The sequence below is a fragment of the Promicromonospora sp. MS192 genome, from assembly GCF_049532985.1.
Taxonomy (GTDB): domain Bacteria; phylum Actinomycetota; class Actinomycetes; order Actinomycetales; family Cellulomonadaceae; genus Promicromonospora.
This window is the reverse complement of sequence record NZ_CP186693.1, coordinates 5,263,084-5,278,617: the sequence shown is the minus strand read 5'-3', so window position 1 is coordinate 5,278,617 and position 15,534 is coordinate 5,263,084. Positions and strand designations below refer to the sequence as shown.

General features: G+C 72.6%; 19 protein-coding genes. 5 read left to right on the top strand and 14 right to left on the bottom strand.

The window, feature by feature from the left end:
* Nucleotides 1-4: 4 nt before the first annotated feature.
* The 6 genes from ACO229_RS23635 to ACO229_RS23610 all read right to left on the bottom strand — a co-directional run bounded on the left by ACO229_RS23635 (nt 5) and on the right by ACO229_RS23610 (nt 5,514).
* On the bottom strand, nt 5-847 hold the full coding sequence (locus tag ACO229_RS23635; protein ID WP_423462975.1) for a hypothetical protein: 843 nt from the start codon (nt 845-847) through the stop codon (nt 5-7).
* A 12-nt stretch (nt 848-859) separates the two neighbouring features.
* Nucleotides 860-1,657: a hypothetical protein gene (locus ACO229_RS23630; RefSeq protein ID WP_423462974.1), complete on the bottom strand. Its 798-nt coding sequence runs from the start codon at nt 1,655-1,657 to the stop codon at nt 860-862.
* Complete coding sequence (locus ACO229_RS23625; RefSeq protein ID WP_423462973.1) at nt 1,657-2,604, bottom strand: ATP-binding cassette domain-containing protein; 948 nt, start codon at nt 2,602-2,604, stop codon at nt 1,657-1,659. The genes ACO229_RS23630 and ACO229_RS23625 overlap by 1 nt, the downstream gene beginning before the upstream one ends.
* Nucleotides 2,601-2,984, bottom strand: a complete 384-nt coding sequence (locus ACO229_RS23620) for a GntR family transcriptional regulator (protein WP_397413244.1) — start codon at nt 2,982-2,984, stop codon at nt 2,601-2,603. The genes ACO229_RS23625 and ACO229_RS23620 overlap by 4 nt, the downstream gene beginning before the upstream one ends.
* Before the next feature lie 144 nt (nt 2,985-3,128).
* Nucleotides 3,129-4,235 (bottom strand): aspartate-semialdehyde dehydrogenase, encoded by a 1,107-nt coding sequence (locus ACO229_RS23615; RefSeq protein ID WP_397432213.1) that lies wholly within the window; start codon nt 4,233-4,235, stop codon nt 3,129-3,131.
* Nucleotide 4,236: 1 nt separating this feature from the next.
* The gene (locus ACO229_RS23610; protein WP_397413240.1) at nt 4,237-5,514 is read right to left on the bottom strand and encodes an aspartate kinase; all 1,278 of its coding nucleotides are present in this window, start codon (nt 5,512-5,514) and stop codon (nt 4,237-4,239) included.
* A gap of 244 nt (nt 5,515-5,758) precedes the next feature.
* Between ACO229_RS23610 and ACO229_RS23605 the strand changes: the two genes are divergently transcribed.
* Nucleotides 5,759-6,511, top strand: a complete 753-nt coding sequence (locus tag ACO229_RS23605; protein WP_397432210.1) for an SDR family NAD(P)-dependent oxidoreductase — start codon at nt 5,759-5,761, stop codon at nt 6,509-6,511.
* 31 nt (nt 6,512-6,542) lie between these two features.
* Here ACO229_RS23605 and ACO229_RS23600 read toward each other — a convergent pair whose 3' ends face one another.
* Both ACO229_RS23600 and ACO229_RS23595 read right to left on the bottom strand, forming a co-directional pair.
* Nucleotides 6,543-7,322, bottom strand: coding sequence for a sulfite exporter TauE/SafE family protein (locus ACO229_RS23600; RefSeq protein ID WP_397413236.1), 780 nt, complete (start codon nt 7,320-7,322; stop codon nt 6,543-6,545).
* A gap of 112 nt (nt 7,323-7,434) precedes the next feature.
* Entirely contained in the window at nt 7,435-8,184 is a 750-nt protein-coding gene (locus ACO229_RS23595) for a YqjF family protein (RefSeq protein WP_397432209.1), read from the bottom strand.
* Nucleotides 8,185-8,238: 54 nt separating this feature from the next.
* Between ACO229_RS23595 and recR the strand changes: the two genes are divergently transcribed.
* Both recR and ACO229_RS23585 read left to right on the top strand, forming a co-directional pair.
* Nucleotides 8,239-8,844 (top strand): recombination mediator RecR, encoded by a 606-nt coding sequence (recR, locus tag ACO229_RS23590; RefSeq protein WP_397413232.1) that lies wholly within the window; start codon nt 8,239-8,241, stop codon nt 8,842-8,844.
* 12 nt (nt 8,845-8,856) lie between these two features.
* Nucleotides 8,857-9,426 carry a DUF5063 domain-containing protein gene (locus tag ACO229_RS23585; RefSeq protein ID WP_397413478.1) on the top strand — a complete coding sequence of 190 codons (570 nt, stop codon included), beginning with the start codon at nt 8,857-8,859 and terminating at the stop codon, nt 9,424-9,426.
* A 3-nt stretch (nt 9,427-9,429) separates the two neighbouring features.
* Here ACO229_RS23585 and ACO229_RS23580 read toward each other — a convergent pair whose 3' ends face one another.
* Both ACO229_RS23580 and ACO229_RS23575 read right to left on the bottom strand, forming a co-directional pair.
* The gene (locus ACO229_RS23580; protein ID WP_397432207.1) at nt 9,430-10,554 is read right to left on the bottom strand and encodes an ABC transporter permease; all 1,125 of its coding nucleotides are present in this window, start codon (nt 10,552-10,554) and stop codon (nt 9,430-9,432) included.
* On the bottom strand, nt 10,551-11,471 hold the full coding sequence (locus ACO229_RS23575) for an ABC transporter ATP-binding protein (RefSeq protein WP_423462972.1): 921 nt from the start codon (nt 11,469-11,471) through the stop codon (nt 10,551-10,553). The genes ACO229_RS23580 and ACO229_RS23575 overlap by 4 nt, the downstream gene beginning before the upstream one ends.
* A 111-nt stretch (nt 11,472-11,582) precedes the next feature.
* Here ACO229_RS23575 and ACO229_RS23570 point away from each other — a divergent pair, with 111 nt between their 5' ends.
* A complete protein-coding gene (locus tag ACO229_RS23570) occupies nt 11,583-12,056 on the top strand; it encodes a nitroreductase family deazaflavin-dependent oxidoreductase (protein ID WP_423462971.1) in 474 nt (157 codons plus the stop codon).
* A gap of 21 nt (nt 12,057-12,077) precedes the next feature.
* Here ACO229_RS23570 and ACO229_RS23565 read toward each other — a convergent pair whose 3' ends face one another.
* The 4 genes from ACO229_RS23565 to ACO229_RS23550 form a co-directional block, all read right to left on the bottom strand.
* The gene (locus tag ACO229_RS23565; RefSeq protein WP_423462970.1) at nt 12,078-13,508 is read right to left on the bottom strand and encodes a serine hydrolase domain-containing protein; all 1,431 of its coding nucleotides are present in this window, start codon (nt 13,506-13,508) and stop codon (nt 12,078-12,080) included.
* 107 nt (nt 13,509-13,615) lie between these two features.
* Nucleotides 13,616-14,194 carry an NADAR family protein gene (locus ACO229_RS23560; protein WP_423462969.1) on the bottom strand — a complete coding sequence of 193 codons (579 nt, stop codon included), beginning with the start codon at nt 14,192-14,194 and terminating at the stop codon, nt 13,616-13,618.
* A gap of 117 nt (nt 14,195-14,311) precedes the next feature.
* The gene (locus tag ACO229_RS23555) at nt 14,312-14,716 is read right to left on the bottom strand and encodes a VOC family protein (RefSeq protein ID WP_423462968.1); all 405 of its coding nucleotides are present in this window, start codon (nt 14,714-14,716) and stop codon (nt 14,312-14,314) included.
* Entirely contained in the window at nt 14,713-15,186 is a 474-nt protein-coding gene (locus ACO229_RS23550; protein ID WP_423465338.1) for a MarR family winged helix-turn-helix transcriptional regulator, read from the bottom strand. Before ACO229_RS23550 ends, ACO229_RS23555 begins: the two co-directional genes overlap by 4 nt.
* 170 nt (nt 15,187-15,356) lie before the next feature.
* Between ACO229_RS23550 and ACO229_RS23545 the strand changes: the two genes are divergently transcribed.
* Entirely contained in the window at nt 15,357-15,533 is a 177-nt protein-coding gene (locus ACO229_RS23545; RefSeq protein ID WP_397413218.1) for a hypothetical protein, read from the top strand.
* Nucleotide 15,534: the final 1 nt, after the last annotated feature.

Genomic DNA, 15,534 nt, shown 5'->3' with positions numbered 1-15,534 from the left:
AGGGTCAGCGGGGTCGGACAGGTGCGGTGCGGAGCAGGGCGTACAGCACGACGGCGGCGACCGCGGCAGCCAGGGCCGCCCCGCCGACACCGGTCAGCAGAGTGACGAGGCCCTCCGCCGGGGGTACCTCGGCATGGTCGATGTCGGGCCGGAGCTCGACGTTGGCGATGGTGCCGACCACGCCCGTACGGGTGGCGAGGTCGACGAGGACGGCGGGCAGGGCGAGCGGGACGATCAGGAGCGCGCCCCAGGCCCGGGCGTGCACGAAGCCGACCCCGATGCACGCCCCGACCAGCAGGTAGGTGGCCACGACGAGCCCCTCGGCCAGCACGGTGCCGAGCACGGCCAGGGGCGCGTCGAACGGCAGGGCGCCGAGCCGTCGCCAGGTCATACCCAGCGACGTGCTCAGCAGCCGCTCGCCCAGCAGCGCGAGGACGGTGACGACGCCGTAGCCGGCACCGAGCACGAGGGCGCCGCGGAGCACTCCCCCGGCCAGCGACCGGCGGCTACCACCCGCGGCGACGTGCACGGCCAGCAGGGCTGTCGTGCCGACGACACCGAGCCAGAGCACCGCCCAGCGCTGCGCGCCGAGCGTCGCGTCGAGCGCGCTGATCTCGAGGTCGCCGCCCGTCATGGCGTTCCCCACCGTGATGCCGACGGCGTACAGCGCGTAGATGCCCCAGAACCAGCACGCGACGACGGCGCCGGAGCGCCGCACCCACCGGTCGACGGCGGTGACGGCACGCCGGTGCCCGGCGCGGGCGAGGTCGGTACGGCTCATCACGGTCTCCTCGGTGGTGCGTGCGGCGGCCGACGTCGTGGTCGTCGCAGTGGTCGTCGTGGGCATGCGCGCTCCTCCTCAGGCGGCCGGTCGCAGCGCGACCGTCCGCAACGGCAGGCGGAGCAGCCAGGCTGCCGCCGCGACGGTCACGAGCCCGCCCGCCAGGGCCAGCAGCACCCCGCCGACGCCGCCGGGCAGGTTCCCCGGGCCGACGAGCAGGGCCGTGACGCCGGTGTGGGTCGCCAGGTCGACCACCGCTGCCGGCACGAGGGCGAGGGTGCCGTAGAGCGTCCCGGCGACGACACCGAACCGGCGGTACCCGGCCGCGGTCGCGGCCCCCGCCAGGTAGTAGGTGGCCACGACGAGCGACTCGGTCAGGACCGTCAGCGCGATGCCGGCCCAGCCGTCCACGGGCGGCCCGAACTCGCGGGTCCAGGTCTGGCCCAGCGCCCCGAGCAGGATGCGCTCACCGGTCAGGTAGACCGCCGTCATCAGGCCGATCAGCAGACCGCCCAGGAGGGCACCGCGGACCGTCCCGGCCACGAGCGTGCCGCGGTTGCCGCCCGCGGCAAGGTGCAGCCGCAGGTACGCGGCCGGGACGATGAGCCCCAGCACCAGCGCCACCCAGCGCGAGGAACCGCCCATCTGGCTGTCGAGCACCGCCTCGTCGAGGCCCGACCCGTAGCGGGTCATGAGCACCGCGATCGTCACCGCGACGAGGGCGAAGATCGCCCAGTACCAGCCGCCGATGGTGCGGATCACACGCACCGTCGCACCGGCGGCGGTGCTCACGGCACGCCGCTCCGCCGCGCGGACCAGCAGGTCCCGGTCCGTTCCCGCGGCTGCCGTGCCCGTCGCCGTACCCGCACTCGTCATCAGAGCACGCTCCTCGGGTCGGTGAGGCGGACGAACAGGTCCTGCACCGGCACGGCGCCGACCTCGACGCCCGCCGAACGGGCCTCGGCACGCTCGGCGTCGTCGAGCGCGCCCTCCAGGGTCACCTGGACCGTCGCACCGAGCTGCTGCCGGTGCAGCACCCGCCGGTCGCCGGTGATCCGCTCGACGGCGTCCCGGCTCCCCGTGAGGCTGAACCCGCGGGCCCGCATCTGCTCGGCCGGCTCCGCCAGGAGCACCCGCCCCCGGTCGATGACCACCACGTCCTCGAACAGCCGCTCGACCTCCTCCACCAGGTGGCTGGAGAGCAGGATGGTGCGCGGATGCTCCGCGTAGTCGGCCAGGAGCTCGTCGTAGAAGGCGTACCGCGTGGGCGCGTCCATGCCGAGGTACACCTCGTCGAAGATCGTCAGCGGCGCACGCGTGGCCAGGCCGATGGTGGCGCCGACCGCCGACCGCTTGCCGCGGGACAGCGCGGACGGCCTCTTGCGGACGTCCACCTCGAACAGGTCGAGCAGGCGCTCCGCGGTCTCGGCGCTCCAGCCGGGCCGCATGTCGGCGTAGTACCTGAGGGAGGTCGTCACCTTCTCGTCGTTCATCAGGTCACCGCTCTCCCGCACGAGCTGCGTGCCCGAGGTGACCCACGGGTTCTCCCACGGGTCCTCCTGCGCGCCCTCGGGGCCCACGACGACGCTGCCGCTCGTGGGCCGCGTGAACGCCGCCAGCAGGGAGAGCATCGTCGTCTTGCCCGCGCCGTTGCGGCCGAGCACCCCGGTGATCGTCCCGGGCCGGATCGTCAGCGAGGCGCCGTCGAGTCCCGTGCCGGCGTCCTCCCTGACCAGGCCGCCGTTGGGCAGCAGCCGGTGGCCGCCGCCGAACCGGACGACGACGTCGTCCAGCCGGGCGCCGAAAGGTGCGGTCGTCGTCATGACTCCTCCGTGGTCTGCGTTCGTCGGGCGTCGGGCCCCAGGACGTAGGCGACGACCTCGTCCCGCGGGATGCCGAGGAGGTCCGCCTGCTGCAGAGCGGGCGCCAGGACCTCCTCGAAGTAGCGCCTGCGGTGGTCGTCGAGCAGGCGCTCGCGGGCCTGCGGCGCGACGAACATCCCGAGACCGCGACGCTTGTAGAGCACGCCCTCGTCGACCAGCCCGGCGAACGCCTTCTGGGCGGTCGCGGGGTTGATGCGGAACGTCGTCGCGAACTGCGTGGTGGACATGACCTGCTCCTCCTCCTTCAGCTCACCGGCGAGTACCTGCGCGCGGATCATCTGCGCGATCTGCACGTAGATCGGCTCGGGCCCGTCGAACACCGGCCCACCCCCTCCGTTGGTTCATTACTTGACCAATGAACCATAGCCCGACCGGTGCGCGCAAGAAAAACGCCGGGGCAGAGCGCGTGTCGCTCTGCCCCGGCGTGTCGCCGGCCCTGTCGGCCGGACCACGAGCCGGCCGGACTACGTGTCGGCCGCCTCCGCGGCGTCCAGGACCTCGAGCTCCGCGAGGTCGGCCGCGATGAGCTCCGCGATCTGGATCGCGTTCAGCGCGGCGCCCTTGCGCAGGTTGTCGTTGCTGACGAACAGGACGAGCCCGCGGCCGTCCGGCACGGACTGGTCCTGCCGGATGCGACCCACGAGGGACGGGTCGACGCCGGCCGCGGCGAGCGGCGTCGGCACGTCGACGAGCTGGACGCCGGGCGCGTCCGCCAGCAGCTTGCGGGCCTCGTCCGGCGTGATCGACCGCGCGAACTCCGCGTGGATCGACAGCGAGTGCCCGGTGAACACGGGGACGCGCACGCAGGTGCCGGCCACGGCCAGGTCGGGCAGGCCGAGGATCTTGCGCGACTCGTGGCGCAGCTTCTGCTCCTCGTCGGTCTCGCCCGAACCGTCGTCGACCAGGTTGCCCGCCAGGGGCAGCACGTTGAACGCGATCGGCGCCGCGTAGACGGCGGGGTCCGGCAGGTCGACGGAGGCGCCGTCGTGCACCAGGCCCTCGATCTCCTGCCCGAGCGCCGCACGCACCTGACCGGCCAGCTCGGCCACGCCCGACAGGCCCGAGCCGGACACCGCCTGGTAGGTGGCCACGCGCAGCCGCTCCAGCCCGGCCGCCTGCGCCAGGGGCGCGAGCGCCGGCATGGCGGCCATCGTGGTGCAGTTCGGGTTGGCGACGATGCCCTTGACCGCGTCGGCGATCGCCTCCGGGTTCACCTCGGACACGACGAGCGGCACCTCGGGATCGCGCCGCCAGGCCGACGAGTTGTCGACGACGACGGCGCCCGCCTCGGCGAACCGCGGTGCGTGCTCGCGCGACGTGCCGCCGCCGGCGGAGAACAGCGCGATGTCGATCTCGGCCAGGTCCTCGGTGGAGGTGGCCGCGACGTCCTCGACCGGCACGTCCACGCCGTCGAACGACAGGGTGGTGCCCGCGGAGCGCGCGGAGGCGAAGAACCGGATCGAGGCCACGGGGAACTCGCGCTCGGCCAGCAGACGGCGCATGACGCCACCCACCTGGCCGGTGGCGCCGACGACGGCGACGTGCACGCCGTACTCGGAGATCTGGACCATGTCAGCGCCCCGTTCCTGCGTAGACGACCGCCTCGCCGTCCGCGCCGTCGAGCTCGAACGCGGTGTGCACGGCGCGCACCGCGTCGTCCAGCGAGTCCGCGCGGGTGACCACCGAGATGCGGATCTCCGAGGTGGAGATCATCTCGATGTTGATCCCGGCGTCACGCAGCGCGCCGAACAGCCGCGCGGAGACGCCGGGGTGGGACTTCATGCCCGCGCCCACGAGCGACAGCTTGCCGATCTGGTCGTCGAACTGCAGCGAGTCGAAGCCCAGCTCACCCTGCACGGCCGTGAGGGCCGCCATGGTGGCGGGGCCGTCGCCGTCCGGCAGCGTGAAGGAGATGTCGGTGAGACCCGTGGCCGCGGCCGACACGTTCTGCACGATCATGTCGATGTTCGCGCCCGCCCCGGCGACGACCTCGAAGATGCGGGCGGCCATGCCCGGCACGTCGGGGACGCCGATCACGGTGATCTTGGACTCGGACCGGTCGTGCGCGACGCCGGAGATGATCGGGGCTTCCATGACGTTCTCCTTCGACTTCTTCTCGGCCGCGACCACCCGCGTGCCGTCGTGGGCGCTGAACGAGCTGCGGACGTGCACCGGCACGCCGTACCGGCGCGCGTACTCGACGCTGCGCAGCGCCAGCACCTTGGCGCCGCAGGCCGCGAGCTCCAGCATCTCCTCGTAGGAGACCCGGTCGATCTTGCGGGCGGCCGGGACGATGCGCGGGTCGGCGGTGAACACGCCGTCGACGTCGGTGTAGATCTCGCAGACGTCGGCGCCGAGGCCCGCCGCGAGCGCCACGGCCGTGGTGTCGGAGCCGCCGCGCCCGAGGGTGGTGACGTCGTTGGTGCCCTGCGTGACGCCCTGGAACCCGGCCACGATGGCGACCTGGCCCTTGTTCAGGGTCTCGCGGATGCGGTGGGGCACGACGTCGACGATCCGCGCCCGCCCGTGCACGGCGTCCGTGATGACGCCGGCCTGCTGGCCCGTGTAGGACTTGGCCTTCACGCCCAGGTTGGTGATCGCCATGGCGAGCAGCGACATGGAGATGCGCTCGCCCGCGGTGAGGAGGATGTCGAGCTCCCGCTGCGGCGGGAGGGGGGTGATCTGCTGGGCGAGGTCGAGGAGCTCGTCGGTGGTGTCGCCCATGGCGCTCACCACCACGACCACGTCGTTGCCCGCTCGCTTGGCCTCGGCGATCCGCTTCGCGACCCGCTTCACGCTGCGCGCGTCGCCGACCGAGGATCCGCCGTACTTCTGCACGACAAGTGCCATGCGCCTGCCTTCCGTTGCCGGCCTCCGTCTGTCTCAACGGCCCGCCGGGTGGTTGGGTTTGCGGATCGATGGTACTGCGGCGGGCATCCCGGGCGATGTGGCGTTCATCGTGCGGGACGGTGAGGCGGAAGCCGCCTGGACGATACGTAAAGAATCGCGGACTGTGCGTTATGGAAGGTATCCCAGAACTCCCTGAGGATCGACACCGAACCGATCGACACCGAGAGAGTGACGGAGACAACGCATGGGACACCTCGACGACAGGACAGCGGTCGTGACCGGGGGCAGCACCGGCATCGGCCTGGCCACCGCCGTACGGCTCGCGGACGAGGGCGCGCACGTCTTCGTGACGGGCCGGCGTGAGGCCGAGCTGGAGGCCGCGGTCAAGACGATCGGGACCGACCGCGCCACGGGGGTGGCCGGCGACATCGCGCAGGCGGCCGACCTCGACCGCCTCTACGACGCGGTCCGCGCCCGGGGCAAGGGGCTGGACGTGCTCGTCGCGAACGCCGCGGTCGCGGAGTTCGTGACGCTGGAGCAGACCACCCAGGACCACTTCGACCAGACCTTCGCGGTCAACGTCCGGGGCACGCTGTTCACCGTGCAGAAGGCGTTGCCGCTCCTCAACGACGGCGCCTCCGTCATCCTGACCGGCTCCACGTCCGCCGACCGGGGCATGGCGGCGTTCGGCGCGTACGCGGCGTCGAAGGCAGCGGTCCGGTCGTTCGCGCGCACCTGGTCGACCGAGCTGAAGGATCGCGGCATCCGCGTCAACGTGGTCTCGCCGGGCATGATCGAGACGCCGGGCGGCACGGCCGTCAACGGCGGCGAGGAGGCCATGCCGGCCGTCCGTGCCGCCGCCGCCTCCTTCGTGGTCGCGGGCCGCATGGGTGAACCCGAGGAGGTCGCCGCGGCGATGGCCTTCCTGGCCTCGCCGGAGGCCGGGTACGTCGTGGGCGCGAACGTCTACGTGGACGGCGGGGCGAACCAGGTCTGAGCCGCCGAGAGGGGTGGGGTCCCGCTGGACCTCACCCCTGGCCGGCGAAGACCTCCCAGGCCAGCCGCGCGATGAGGGCGCCCACCACGACGACGAACACGATGCGGACGAACCTCGACCCCTTGGCCACTGCCATGCGGGCGCCGATGTAGGCGCCCACCAGGTTGGCGAGCCCCATCGCCAGCCCGAGCGTCCACACGACGGCGCCGCTGGGCACGAAGAAGAGGAGCGCGCCCAGGTTGGTGGCGAAGTTCACGATCTTGGCGATCGCGGACGCCGGGAGGAACGAGTAGCCGAGGGCGCTGACGAGGCTGATCACCAGGAACGTGCCGGTGCCCGGGCCCAGGAGGCCGTCGTAGGCGCCGATCAGCAGGCCGATGAGGGCGGCGATCCGCTTGTGCCCGTTGCCGACCCAGCGCAGGTCGTCGTGCTGGCCGACGTTCGGCTTGAGCAGCGTCCAGACGAGCACACCGACGAGCACCACGAGGATGATCGGCTTGAAGAGCTGGTCCGGGATGTGCGACGCCCCGATCGCACCCGCGAACGCCCCGGCCAGGGCCGCGAGCGCCATGGGGCCGGCGGTGCGCAGGTCGGGCTGGACGCGCCGGTAGTAGGTGATGGCGCTGGTGGAGGTGCCCATGATGCTGGCGAGCTTGTTGGTCGCCAGCGCCTGGACGGGGCTGATGCCCGGCACGAGCAGCAGCGCGGGGAGCTGGATCAGCCCTCCCCCGCCCACCACGGCGTCGACCCACCCGGCCGCGAGGCCGGCGAGCAGGAGCAGGACGATGGTCAGCAGATCGAGTTCGGGCACGGGTGCATTGTGCGTGAATCGGTTCGACGGCCCGGGAGGCGTCTCGTCCGGTGGTTCTCCGGCGGCGCGCTCAGACGGGCAGGCGGGCAGGCGGCGCGGTACGGCGGCGTGCTCAGGCGGGCAGGCGGGCGCCGCGGCGGACGGTGACCGGGGAGCCGTCGGCGACGAACGCCGAGACCGGAGGGGCGGCCAGGCCGTCGGCGAAGGCTGCCCCGTAGACCTGTTCGACGTCGCACTCCAGGCCGGGGTCGCGCACCTGCCACACCTGCCAGCTCGGGTGCTCGACGCGGTACTCGACCGCGCCGCCGCCCCGCTGGGCGGCGTACCCCCAGTAGTGCTCGGTGACGAACTGCTCGTGGGAGCCGTCGACGAGCGGCTGCGGAGCTCCCACGGTCGTGGCGCGCACGCTGTGCCACGCCCCGGCGTCGCGCCACGAGTACTCGACGAGGCCGCCGGAGGTGACCGCGCCGTCGTGCAGGTCGACGCGGTGCCGCATGGGGCGCGCCACGTAGTTCTCGCCGTACGCGAGGCGCGCGACGGCCGCGAGCGCGGGGCGCGGCACGATCTCCTTGACGAAGACGACGCCGCGCCGCCAGCCGCCGGCGGTGCGGCGGCGCACGTAGAACCGCAGGTTGATCTCGTCGAAGTCGCGGTGGAACGGGACGGGCACGCCGAGCAGGCGGGTGCCCAGGAACCGGAATCCGACCATGCTGACCAGGTGGGTGCCGTCCCACGCGTCCAGCTCGACGCCGTGCGGCACGAGCGGGCGCAGGACGGCGGGGTCGACGGCGTAGTTGAGCAGCACGAGGTGGCGCCACTGCGCCGTGAGGAACATCCCCGTCCGCGGCTCGGGTCCGGTCACGCGGGGAACGTACCAGGGGCCGCGTGTGGGTGACGCCCCGTAGGCTGACCTCTTGTGTACGAAGGCGCGGTCCAAGACCTGATCGACGAGCTCGGCCGGTTGCCCGGCGTCGGGCCCAAGAGCGCGCAGCGCATCGCGTTCCACCTGCTCGCGACCGACAACCAGGAGGTCAAGCGGCTGGTCGACGCGCTCACCGAGGTGAAGCTGCGCGTCCAGTTCTGCGAGCTCTGCGGCAACGTCGCGGAGGCCGAGCGCTGCCGCATCTGCCTCGACCCGCGGCGCAGCGACGAGGTGATCTGCGTCGTGGAGGAGCCCAAGGACGTGGTCGCGATCGAGCGCACCCGCGAGTTCCGCGGGCGGTACCACGTGCTGGGCGGCGCCATCAATCCCATCGAGAACGTGGGCCCGGACGACCTGCGCATCAGCGAGCTCCTGGCCCGGCTGGCGGACGGGACGGTGCAGGAGGTCATCCTCGCCACCGACCCGAACGTCGAGGGAGAGGCCACGGCGACCTATCTTTCCCGACTGATGGGTCACATGGGTATCACTGTCTCGCGGCTGGCCTCGGGTCTGCCGGTGGGTGGAGACTTGGAGTACGCGGACGAGGTGACGCTCGGGCGCGCGTTCGAGGGCCGCCGGATCATCGGCAACGACAAGTAGGTGGGGATGACGATGAGCGAGATCACGCCCGGGTCGGACCTCCAGGAGGTCGCCGACCAGGTGTCCGCGCAGGCACGGACGTTCCTGTCGACGGTGACGCAGGTGGCGTCCGGCGGTATGCCGGGGGCCGAGCTGTCGCTCCTCGTCCTGGCGACGTCCGACCTGCTGGCGGCCGGGGCACGGCTCGCCGCGATCGTGGACGTGGTGCCCAAGGAGCGCTACGAGCCGGACACCGGCCCGGACACCGATCTCGACCCGCTGCGCGAGGCGCTGTCGAAGATGTTCGACGGTTTCGACGACTACACCGAGGTCGTGGACCCGGTGCTGGGCGCGGAGGTCGGGTCGGCCTCCCTGTCGGGTGACCTCGCGTGCGTCGCCGAGGCGCTGGCCAAGGGCCTGCAGCACTTCGACAGCGGCCACGAGCTCGAGGCCCTGTGGTGGTGGCAGTTCTCCTACTTCTCGCTGTGGGGCGAGCGGGCGGCGTCCGCCCTGCGTGTGCTCCAGGTGCTCCTCGCGCACGTCCGCCTGGACGTGGAGGACGACGTCGCCGCCGAGGCGGAGTACGACGCCCTCCACTCCTGACGGTCAGGCGACGCGGGTGCCCTGCGGCAGGTGCGCCGTCGGGACCCGCAGGCGGTTCACCGCGACCACGACGCCGGCCGCGCCGAGCAGCAGGTCGAAGCCGAGGCCCCAGGGCCACACGAGCTGGTCGGTGACCCGGACGGGCTCGACGGGCGAGTCGGCCGAGTCGACCATGTAGCTGCACCAGTCCTGCTCACCGGTCTCGCCGGTGCGCGCGTACCGCACGCCGTACTGGAGCAGCGCGAGCAGGTTGCCGTCGTCGGCGAGCGTCTCCGGGTCCCCGGTCAGGGGCTGCGCGTCGGCGACCACCACGAACGGGTTGGGGGCCAGCAGCCACCAGGTGCGCTCGCTGTGCCAGACGTCGACCTCGTGCGTCTGCCACTCGCACTCGGGCGCCTCGGTCTCCTCCCAGGTGTACCCGGGCTCGACGTCCCAGACCCGGACCTCCTGCGGGCTGGTGGTCACCGGCACGAGCAGGGCGAAGACGATCGGCAGCACCGCGGTGACCCCGCCGAGGGTGAGGTACGTCAGCACCGCGGACCCGGACGTCTTGCCGACCACCGCCGAGAAGCCGAGCCCGACGGCGCACACGACGCCCAGCACGAGCGCCAGCATGAGCACCGTGGTGAGCAGCGCGAGCCAGGACACGCCCCCGCCGACCAGTGCCCAGGCAAGGAACGGGATGCTCGCCACGAGGAAGGCGAGAGCCGCGATCCAGGCCGCCGCCAGCTTGCCGAGCACGATCTCCGCGGGCGACAGCAGCGTGACCTGCAGTGTCGCGAGCGTGCCCGCGTTCCGGTCGCCGTTGATCGCACCCGACGAGAGGGTGGGCGCCACCAGCAGCCCGAGGAACAGCACGAAGCCGACGACGATGCTGTAGACCATGCCGCCGAACGGCTCGCCGCTCGGGGCGTCCCCCGCGAGGATCGCGAAGGCGCCCGTGGTGAGCAGCGTGATCAGGCCGACCACGAGGAACCACACGACCAGCGCGGTCTTCCACCGCGTGGACCGCACGCGCTGGCGCAGCTCCAGCACCGTGACGGTGCGCAGGCCGTGCCAGGACAGGGACCACGTGCCACGCCCGCCGGCGCGCGGGGCGGCCGGGGCAACTTCCACGTCGACGCTCATCGCCGCTCCTCCTCCAGGGCCAGGTAGGCCTGCTCCAAGACGCCGCCCGCGGGCGCGAGACTCGACACCTCGACGCCGCCCTCGACCGTCGAGCGCAGCAGCGCCGCGGCCGCGGCGTCCCCGGCGAGCTCGACGAGCACCCCGGGTCCGTCGGTGTCCCGGCGGTAGGCCGTACCGTGCTGGTCCAGCCAGGCCGTGAGCGCAGCGGGGTCCAGACCCGTCAGCCGCCACTCGCGCGGCAGGTCGCCGTCGGCCACGGAACGCGTGGCGACCGTGCGCCCGCGCGAGATGAACACGGCGTCGTCGGCCATCTCGTCGAGCTCGGTGAGCACGTGCGAGGAGACCAGGATCGTCTTGCCCTGCGCCGCGAGACGCCGGACCAGCACGCGCAGGTCCACGCGGGAGCGCGGGTCCAGACCCGAGGCGGGCTCGTCGAGGAGCAGGACGTCGGGATCGTGCACGAGGGCCCGCGCCAGGCCGAGGCGCTGCTTCTGGCCCCGGGACAGGACGTGCGCGGGCTGGTCGGCGAGGTCGGACAGGTGCACGAGGTCGAGCAGCTCGCCCGCGCGGGCCCGGCCGGCGGCGGCGTCGATGCGGTAGGCCGCCGCGACGGTGGTCAGCACCTCGCGGGCGGTCAGGGAGTCCCACGTGCCGAACACGTCCGGCATCCAGCCGGTCCGCGAGCGCGCCGCATAGCTGTCGGTCACCGGGTCGGCCCCCGCGACGCTGATCGTGCCCCCGTCGGGCGTCAGGAGTCCGGCGAGCATGAGCAGGAGAGTCGTCTTGCCCGACCCGTTGGGTCCGATCAGCGCGGTGACACGACCTGGTGCGGCGACCAGGTCGACGTCGGCCACGGCATGGACCGGCCCGAAGGAACGCCGCACGCCCTGCGCGCGGATACCACCGTCTGGTGTCATGCCGGGACAGTAGCGCGGGACACGCTCGCGAACCGTCAGGCCAGGGGATGAACCCGGGTCCCACCCCGGGATGACATCGCAGGTCAGCCCACGCACCCCTACGGTGGAGCGATGACCACCACCCTGCCGCCCTGGCTGCGGACCGCCTTCGCCGCGCCCAACGCCCTGTACCGCCACGGCATGGGGCGGGTGCTCGGCAGGAAGTTCCTCCAGCTCACCCATGTGGGCCGTAAGAGCGGCACCGCGCACACCGTGGTGCTGGAGGTGCTGCGGTACGACAAGGACTCCGGCGAGGCGGTGGTGATCTCCGGGTTCGGCGCGCGGGCCCAGTGGCTCCGCAACCTCCGGGCGAACGGGGACGCCCGGGTCAGCTTCGGTCGCACGCCGCGCCGGGCGGAGGTCCGGTTCCTGGAGGCGGACGAGGCGGTCGACGTCATGACCGCCTACGAGAGGCGCTACGGCGTGCTCCGGCCCGTGCTGCGCAGGACGCTCGGTCTGCTGCTCGGCCAGGACTACCGGGGCACGGACGAGGACCGTCGCCGGCTCGTGGAGACGCTACCGCTGGTCGCCTTGCGCCCTGCGTGACGACGGGCGGGGCGCTCCGGCTCAGGCGCGCCGGGCCGTGCCCGTCGCGTCCAGGAAGCCACGCTCACCGAACGAGACGTTGCGGTCGACCACGACCGCGACCTCGTCCCCCGAGAAGCGCAGCGTCAGACGCCACTCGAACGGCGTACCCAGGAAGACGATCCGGCCGTGCAGCGTCGACTCGTCCGCCCAGGCGGCGGCCGTGGCGACGTCGGCCGGGACGCCCAGGAGCGAGCAGGTGCCCTGGCTCCACTCCCCGTACCCGAACCGCACCGTGTGGTCCAGGCCGCCGATGGTCATCGTCACCTCCGTCCGGCCGTCGGGGGCGCGGCCCAGGAGGACGGCGCTCACGTCGCGCTCGTTCGGCGCCAGCACGAAGGTCGCACCGTCCAGGGCCGCCTCGACCGGGCTCGACGCCGCACCGGCCGGGGTCGGCAGCGCGGTCTCGACCGGGGCCACCAGGTCGGGCGCGCCGGCCTCGGGAGCGACCCAGGCGTCGTCGGGCAGCAGCGTGTCCCAGACGACGTCGAGCACGGACTGGAGGTCCGCCAGGCCCGACGTCATGATGATCACCAGGTCCTTCTCCGGCCACACGACGATGTACTGCCCGAACGCGCCGTCGGCCCGGTAGGCACCGTGGCGGCACTGCCAGAACTGGTAGCCGTAGCCCTGGTTCCAGTCGGGCCAGTCGTGCGGGCCGTTCGGGACCTGCTGCGCCGAGGCCTGCGCCACCCACTCCGCCGGGACGAGCTGCTCGCCCGCCCAGGTTCCGCCCTGCAGGTAGAGCTGGCCGAACGCCGCCATCTCCTCCGTGGTGATCGACAGCCCGAACCCACCCGTGTCGATGCCGTCCGGGTCCTGCTCCCACGCGGCGTGCGTGATGCCGAGCGGGGCCAGCAGGCGAGGCGTCAGGTAGTCGAGCAGACGCCGGCCCGTGAGCCGGTGCAGGATCGCCGACAGCAGGTAGGTCGCACCCGTGTTGTAGACGAAACGCGTGCCCGGCTCGTGCTCCACCGGCTGGGCCAGGATGGCACGGGCCCAGCGTGCCCCGGGCAGCGTGATGGTGCGGTCGATGCCCTCCATGGTAGAGGCGCTGTGGCCGGCCGTCATGGTCAGCAGGTCACGCACCCGCATGGCGCGCAGGTGCTCACCCGGGTCGGCGGGGACGTCGTCCGGCAGCAGGTCGACAACCCGGTCGTCCAGGGTCAGGAGACCCTCGTGCACCGCGAGGCCGACAGCCGTGGACGTAAAGCTCTTGCTCACCGAGAACATCGTGTGCGGACGGTCCGCGGTGTGCGGGTGCCACCAGTTCTCGGCGATCACGTGCCCGTGACGCACCACCATCACGCTGTGCACGTCCTCCAGGTGGTCCAGGCGACCGACGAGTCGGCGCAGCGCCGTGGGATCCACACCCTGTGCGCGCGGGGTGGAACGGGGCAGGATCCGCGACATGCTGGAGCACGTCCTTTCGGTGGGGGACGCGACATTCTTGCGGACCGGACGCGGCGCCGGAAGCCGGGGTCGGCATCCGATACAGCCCCATGGCCGGCCGGCCCTGCTCAGTCCTGGAGCCGTTCCCGGGCCTCCATCAGGGCGAATCCCAGCAGGTTGAGGCCACGCCAGGCGGCGGGACGCTCCGCGTTCTCGTTCCGGGCGCCCATCCCGATGCCCCAGACGCGGTCGCGCGGGCTGGCCTCGACGAGCACCCGGGAGCCGGTGCGCAGCAGGAAGTCGCGCAGCTCGGGGCGCGAGGCGAACTTGTGCACGTTGCCGCGCACCACGATCTCGAACCGTTCGCGCACCCACACGGCATCGTCGAAGTCACGCACCGTGCGACCCGCCGCCTTCGCGAGCGCGGGGTTCGGCGCCTCGACCGCGGCCCGTTCGGCCTCCGGGTCACCGAACAGGCGGGCCTTCTGCGCCATCATCCAGTGCTCGGCGGTGCGGTAGTGCACGCCGTCCACGGTGAAGGGCGCTTCGAACCACTGGCTCAGGCTGCTCCTGCCGACCGACCCGTCCGGCTCCGGCTGATGCCCCCAGAAGTGCAGGCACCGGGGTGTCGCGCCCGCGTCGACGAGTGCCCGGAGCTCGTCGACGGAGCGGGCGGAGGCGGGCCGAGGCGTGACGTCGTGGGACATGCCCGGAAGTGTGCCAGGAGCCTCTGACACGGCTCGCCGGCGCGTCATCCCGTTCACGATGCCGGTCGCGACCCATCCGAGGTGCCGCCCGAGGTGCCGCGGCATCGAGCGCGCGTCTCAGACCGCGTCTCGGACCGCGACGACCTCGGCCTCGTAGCCGTCCTCGTCCTCCAGGTAGGCCGCGTAGTGATCGGGACCTCCCGCGTGCGGGTGCCGCTCCGGGAAGAGGAGCGCCCAGCCGTGCTGGGTGGCCTCGTCGACGAGCCTGTCCACGTCGGCACGGGTACCGCCCTGGAACGCGAGGTGGTTGAGCCCGGGCGCGAGGCGGTCGTGCGCCCCGGCCACCATGGCCGGGCTCTGCTCGACGACGACATAGGTGCCGTCCAGGATCCAGCTCACCCCGGCGCTCCACCGCTGGTGCTCGGCGTACCCGAGCGTGGTCAGGAGCCAGCCCCAGGACCGCTCGGCGCGCGCCAGCGACGGAACCCACAGCTCGACGTGGTGCAGCCGTCCCCGGGTCACGGTGCGGCCGCCGCGATCACGCGGGTCAGGCTGCGGTGCAGCAGCCCGAGCTCCTCCGCCGACATGCCCAGGCGCGCCATGATCGCCGGCGGGACCTCGAGGGCACGCTCCCGCAGCGCGCGGCCCTCGTCGGTGAGCTCGACGGCGAGCGCCCGCTCGTCGCGAGGGTCGCGACCCCGGGACACGTAACCGATCGCCTCGAGCCGCTTGAGCAGCGGCGACAGCGTGCCGGGGTCGAGCTGGAGCAGCCCGCTGAGCTGCTTGACCGAGAGGGGCGACTGCTCCCACAGCGCCAGCATCACCAGGTACTGCGGATGGGTGATCCCCATCGGTTCGAGCAGCGGACGGTACAGCGCGATGACGCTGCGCGAGGCGACCGCGAGGGCGAAGCAGACCTGGCGGTCGAGGGCCAGGAGGTCGTCGGGCGCACTCGCCGCGGGCTCGGCCGGGGCATGGCTCCCGGCGGGCACGTCCACCTCGCCGGCGGTCACCTTCGAGACAGACGTCGAGACAGACGTCGAGACGGACGGCGACGCGGCTCCCGTCCTGGGCGTGACGGCCATGGAGCTCCTCTCCGATCTTGACCAGGCTATCAGTTGGTGTGCAAACTATTGGTACACCAAATAAGTGGAGGCACACCATGCGCAACAGCGACGGCCTGACCCTGGGCTACCGCTTCAAGTGGCGGCTCAACTGGCTGCTGCTCCACGTGGCCGGCCCCGCCGAGCAGGCCGACGACACCGACCCCCGCCGCCGGATGGAGCGCGAGCGCGCCGCGCTCGTCGCCCGCAACCGTGCGGAGCGGGACGCCCGCTGAG

What these genes read in the sequence shown, in the direction of transcription:
- ACO229_RS23585 (WP_397413478.1), top strand. Translation starts at nt 8,857, where the DNA reads ATGAGCGAGATCACGCCCGGGTCGGACCTCCAGGAGGTCGCCGACCAG.
- ACO229_RS23615 (WP_397432213.1), bottom strand. Translation starts at nt 4,235, where the DNA reads ATGGTCCAGATCTCCGAGTACGGCGTGCACGTCGCCGTCGTCGGCGCC.
- ACO229_RS23625 (WP_423462973.1), bottom strand. Translation starts at nt 2,604, where the DNA reads ATGACGACGACCGCACCTTTCGGCGCCCGGCTGGACGACGTCGTCGTC.
- ACO229_RS23570 (WP_423462971.1), top strand. Translation starts at nt 11,583, where the DNA reads ATGACCACCACCCTGCCGCCCTGGCTGCGGACCGCCTTCGCCGCGCCC.
- ACO229_RS23565 (WP_423462970.1), bottom strand. Translation starts at nt 13,508, where the DNA reads ATGTCGCGGATCCTGCCCCGTTCCACCCCGCGCGCACAGGGTGTGGAT.
- ACO229_RS23635 (WP_423462975.1), bottom strand. Translation starts at nt 847, where the DNA reads ATGCCCACGACGACCACTGCGACGACCACGACGTCGGCCGCCGCACGC.
- ACO229_RS23630 (WP_423462974.1), bottom strand. Translation starts at nt 1,657, where the DNA reads ATGACGAGTGCGGGTACGGCGACGGGCACGGCAGCCGCGGGAACGGAC.
- ACO229_RS23545 (WP_397413218.1), top strand. Translation starts at nt 15,357, where the DNA reads ATGCGCAACAGCGACGGCCTGACCCTGGGCTACCGCTTCAAGTGGCGG.
- ACO229_RS23610 (WP_397413240.1), bottom strand. Translation starts at nt 5,514, where the DNA reads ATGGCACTTGTCGTGCAGAAGTACGGCGGATCCTCGGTCGGCGACGCG.
- ACO229_RS23605 (WP_397432210.1), top strand. Translation starts at nt 5,759, where the DNA reads ATGGGACACCTCGACGACAGGACAGCGGTCGTGACCGGGGGCAGCACC.
- ACO229_RS23580 (WP_397432207.1), bottom strand. Translation starts at nt 10,554, where the DNA reads ATGAGCGTCGACGTGGAAGTTGCCCCGGCCGCCCCGCGCGCCGGCGGG.
- ACO229_RS23560 (WP_423462969.1), bottom strand. Translation starts at nt 14,194, where the DNA reads ATGTCCCACGACGTCACGCCTCGGCCCGCCTCCGCCCGCTCCGTCGAC.
- ACO229_RS23575 (WP_423462972.1), bottom strand. Translation starts at nt 11,471, where the DNA reads ATGACACCAGACGGTGGTATCCGCGCGCAGGGCGTGCGGCGTTCCTTC.